This is a genomic window from uncultured Microbacterium sp. (genome assembly GCF_963521645.1).
In the GTDB taxonomy this organism is placed as follows: domain Bacteria; phylum Actinomycetota; class Actinomycetes; order Actinomycetales; family Microbacteriaceae; genus Microbacterium.
The window spans coordinates 1-3,703 of the sequence record NZ_CAUQVQ010000136.1 but is presented as its reverse complement, the minus strand read 5'-3'; the positions used below and the strand labels follow the sequence as shown (position 1 = coordinate 3,703).

Here is a 3,703-nt window from a genome sequence, read left to right as displayed (position 1 = left end):
AGGTCGGCGGGAAGGTCGGCCGACGTCGACCCCGCTTCAGCGCGGATTCAGCGTGCGCGCGCCACACTGGAGCAATGCGGATCCTGGTGGTTGACGACGAGGTGCGGTTGGCCGACGCCGTCCGCCGGGGACTCGAGGCCGAGGGCTTCGCCGTGGACGTCGCGCACAACGGCGTCGACGGCCTCTGGCGCGCCCGGGAGACGCGTTACGACGCGATCGTGCTCGACCTGATGATGCCGGGCATGAGCGGGTGGAAGGTGTGCGAGGCGCTGCGCGCCGAGGAGAACTGGACCCCGGTGCTCATGCTCACCGCCAAGGACGGCGAATGGGATCAGGTCGAGGCGCTCGAGACCGGCGCCGACGACTACGTCACCAAGCCGTTCTCGTTCGCGATCCTCGTCGCACGCATCCGGGCGCTCGTTCGTCGGGGGGCCGTGGCCCGCCCCGCCGTGCTCGAGGCCGGCGACCTGAAGCTCGACCCCTCGTCGCATCACGTGTGGCGGGGCGAGACCCAGATCTCCCTGACGGCCCGCGAGTTCGCGGTGCTCGAGCACCTGATGCGTCACCGCGGGCAGGTGCTGTCGAAGCGCTCACTGATCGAGGGCGTGTGGGACGACGACTTCGACGGCGACCCCAACATCGTCGAGGTGTACGTCGGGCACCTGCGCCGCAAGCTCGACAAGCCGTTCGGACGCGAGGCGATCGAGACGATCCGTGGAGCGGGCTATCGATTGGCGGCTGACGGTGGCTAGTCGCGCCTGGAGGTCGGTGCGGGGCAGGACCACCCTCGGCGCGACACTCGTCGTCGCGGTCGCGCTGCTGATCGGGGCGTTCTCGTTCTACGGCATCCTGAGCTCGAGCATCCATGCCAGCGCCGAGCGCGCGGCCGAGCAGCGGCTCGACGAGCTCACCGAGCGCCTGGACGGGCCAGGCGGCGGCCCGGGCGGCGGCCGAGGCATCGACACCCTCGACGACGAGCTCGTACAGATCATCGGACCCGGCGGCGAGGTGCGTTCGGCGAGCGAAGATGCGCGCGATGACCTCGGGTCGACCGCCCTGCCGATCTCCGACGATCCGCAGCGGGTCACGATCGACGGATCGCCGATGCTGGTCGTCTCGGACGGAATCGACGACGACCAGACTCTCGTGCTCGCCGTCCCGATCGAGGATGACGACGAGACCCTGTCGACCGTGGGCGTGCTGCTCGCGATCGCGCTTCCGCTGCTGCTCGCGCTCGTCGCGGTCACGACCTGGCTCGTGGTCGGTCGGGCGCTGAAGCCGGTCACCCGCATCCGCGAAGAGGTCGACGGCATCACCGCCGAGCACCTGCACAACCGGGTCGAGGTGCCGCCCTCGGCCGACGAGATCGCGGCGCTCGCGACCACGATGAACCGGATGCTCGACAGGCTCGACGCCTCGGCGACCGCGCAGCGCCGTTTCGTCTCGGATGCCTCGCATGAGCTGCGCTCGCCCCTCGCGACGATCCGTCAGCACGCCGAGCTGGCGCAGACGCACCCGTCCACCACCAGCATCCATGAACTCGCCGAGGTCGTCTCGGACGAGGGCCTCCGGCTGCAGGGCATCGTCGAGTCCCTGTTGCTGCTCGCGCGGCTCGACGAGGGCGGCGGCACGCTCGACGAGGCGGTCGATCTCGACGACCTTGCGCTCGGCGAGGTGCGACGCCTGCGGGCCCACGGGATCGAGGTCGACGGGTCGGGCATCCGTGCCGCTCGTGTCGAAGGCGATCCGCGGCTTCTCGGCCAGCTGCTGCGGAACCTGGCCGACAATGCCGCCCGGCACAGCGCGGGGCGCGTGGCGATCAGCGTGATCCCGCAGGACTCGTGGGTGTTCGTGACCGTCGAGGACGACGGGGCCGGAGTGCCGCTCGACGAGCGCGACCGCATCTTCGAGCGTTTCGTGCGCCTCGACGAGGCTCGCAGTCGGGACGCCGGCGGCAGCGGCCTCGGGCTCGCGATCGTTCGGGGAATCGCGGCAGCGAGTGGCGGGACCGTCGCGGTCGACGACTCCCGGTGGGGCGGCGCGCGTTTCGTCGTCACGCTTGCGCTCGCGGACTGAGCCGGAGCCGGAGAGCCGGTCGTCGCCGCCGCGCATGGGAGCATGGGCACATGCAGACCCCCATGATCGACTACCTGAACGTGCTGCTCGACTCGTGCGGGGAGGATGCCGGGGAGATCGCCTCGTACATCCCGGAGCTCGCGAACGCCGACCCCGATCGTCTCGCGGTCGCCGTCGCGACCCTCGACGGAGAGGTCTACGTGGCGGGTGACGCCGATGTCGAGTTCACGATCCAGTCGATCTCGAAGCCGTTCACGTACGCGCTCGCGATCGCCGACCAGGGGCTCGATGCCGTGCTCCAGCGCATCGACGTCGAACCGTCCGGCGATGCGTTCAACGAGATCTCGCTCGAGCCCGAGACGGGCCGCCCCCGCAATCCGATGATCAATGCCGGCGCGATCGCGGCGCATGCACTGGTCGGCGGCGATGACGCCGAGCAGCGCGTCGAGCGCATCGTCGAGCTCTACAGCCGACTCGCCGGCCGCGAGCTCTCGGTCTCGGAGGACGTGTTCGAGTCGGAGCTCGCATCCGCCGACCGCAACATGGCGCTCGCGTACATGCTGCGCACTGTCGGCACCCTCGACGTCGACCCGGCCGATGCCGTGCGCGGATACACCCGCCAGTGCTCGGTGTCGGTCACGGTGCGCGACCTCGCGCGCATGGCCTCGGTGCTCGCGGCGGGCGGTCGCACGCCCGACGGCGAGCAGGTGATCGACCCCGTCACCAACCGGCAGGTGCTCAGCGTGATGACGACGTGCGGCATGTACGACTCCGCGGGCGACTGGCTGACCTCCGTCGGCATCCCCGCCAAGAGCGGCGTCGCGGGCGGGCTGATGGGCGTGCTGCCCGGACAGGTCGGCATCGCGGCGTTCTCGCCTCGCCTCGACCCGCACGGCAACAGCACGCGTGGTGTGCGGATGTTCGAGCGCATGAACCACGACCTCGGTCTGCACCTGATGACCTCGACGGATTCGTCGCGGTCGGTGTCGCGTCGGGTCGAGCACGACGGTGCGGCCGTGCACGAGATCGCCGGCGATCTGCACTTCATGGAGGCGGAGCGGGTGCTTCGCGGCTTCACCGAGGAGCCCGCGGGAGACGGACCGGTCGTGGTCGACCTCGATCGCGTGCAGAGAGCGAACAGCATCGCCCGACGGATGCTCCTCGAGGGAGTGCGCCGTCTGCACCTCGACGGGCACGACGTGCGGATCGTGGATCCGTGGGGCGTGCTCGGGAGCGCCGAGACCGGATCGGGAGAGCTCGTGCACGGAGAGCACGCGCACGGCGGCTTCGTACCTGCGGCGTTCTCCGACGTGGCGAGCGCGGTCCGCGGGTGAACCGACGCGGAGGCGTGCGCGGCGAGCCCCGGTAGTCGACGCTTCCTGAAGGCGTCTTCAGGACGCTTCAGTGTGGCTTCAGCACTGCAACGAGAGCATCGAGACATGAACGACAAGAACCCGCACCCCGACCAGACGCCCGAGAACCTGCCCGCAGGAGCGACTCCCCCGGCACCGCCCGCTCCCCCGGCACCGCCCGCTCAGACACCGGACGCGCAGACCGTGGCCGTCGAACCGCTCCCGGCCGACGCGTCCGCCCCGTCGGCGGCCCCCGCTGCTGCCCCCGCCGCCCC

Annotated in this window: 3 protein-coding genes and 1 pseudogene; all 4 read left to right on the top strand. The window is 70.7% G+C overall.

Annotated features, from left to right (window positions below; all coding sequences use genetic code 11):
• The first annotated feature begins 74 nt into the window (after nucleotides 1-74).
• Nucleotides 75-752: a response regulator transcription factor gene (locus RWO82_RS15285; protein WP_314428385.1), complete on the top strand. Its 678-nt coding sequence runs from the start codon at nucleotides 75-77 to the stop codon at nucleotides 750-752.
• Nucleotides 745-2,076 carry a HAMP domain-containing sensor histidine kinase gene (locus tag RWO82_RS15280; protein ID WP_314428384.1) on the top strand — a complete coding sequence of 444 codons (1,332 nt, stop codon included), beginning with the start codon at nucleotides 745-747 and terminating at the stop codon, nucleotides 2,074-2,076. The genes RWO82_RS15285 and RWO82_RS15280 overlap by 8 nt, the downstream gene beginning before the upstream one ends.
• Before the next feature lie 50 nt (nucleotides 2,077-2,126).
• Entirely contained in the window at nucleotides 2,127-3,410 is a 1,284-nt protein-coding gene (locus RWO82_RS15275) for a glutaminase (RefSeq protein WP_314428383.1), read from the top strand.
• A 105-nt stretch (nucleotides 3,411-3,515) separates the two neighbouring features.
• Nucleotides 3,516-3,703, top strand: a pseudogene (locus tag RWO82_RS15270) (2-oxo acid dehydrogenase subunit E2); the annotation flags it as partial.

Coding starts and splice junctions, on each gene's coding strand:
- RWO82_RS15275 (WP_314428383.1), top strand. CDS start 2,127: ATGCAGACCCCCATGATCGACTACCTGAACGTGCTGCTCGACTCGTGC.
- RWO82_RS15285 (WP_314428385.1), top strand. CDS start 75: ATGCGGATCCTGGTGGTTGACGACGAGGTGCGGTTGGCCGACGCCGTC.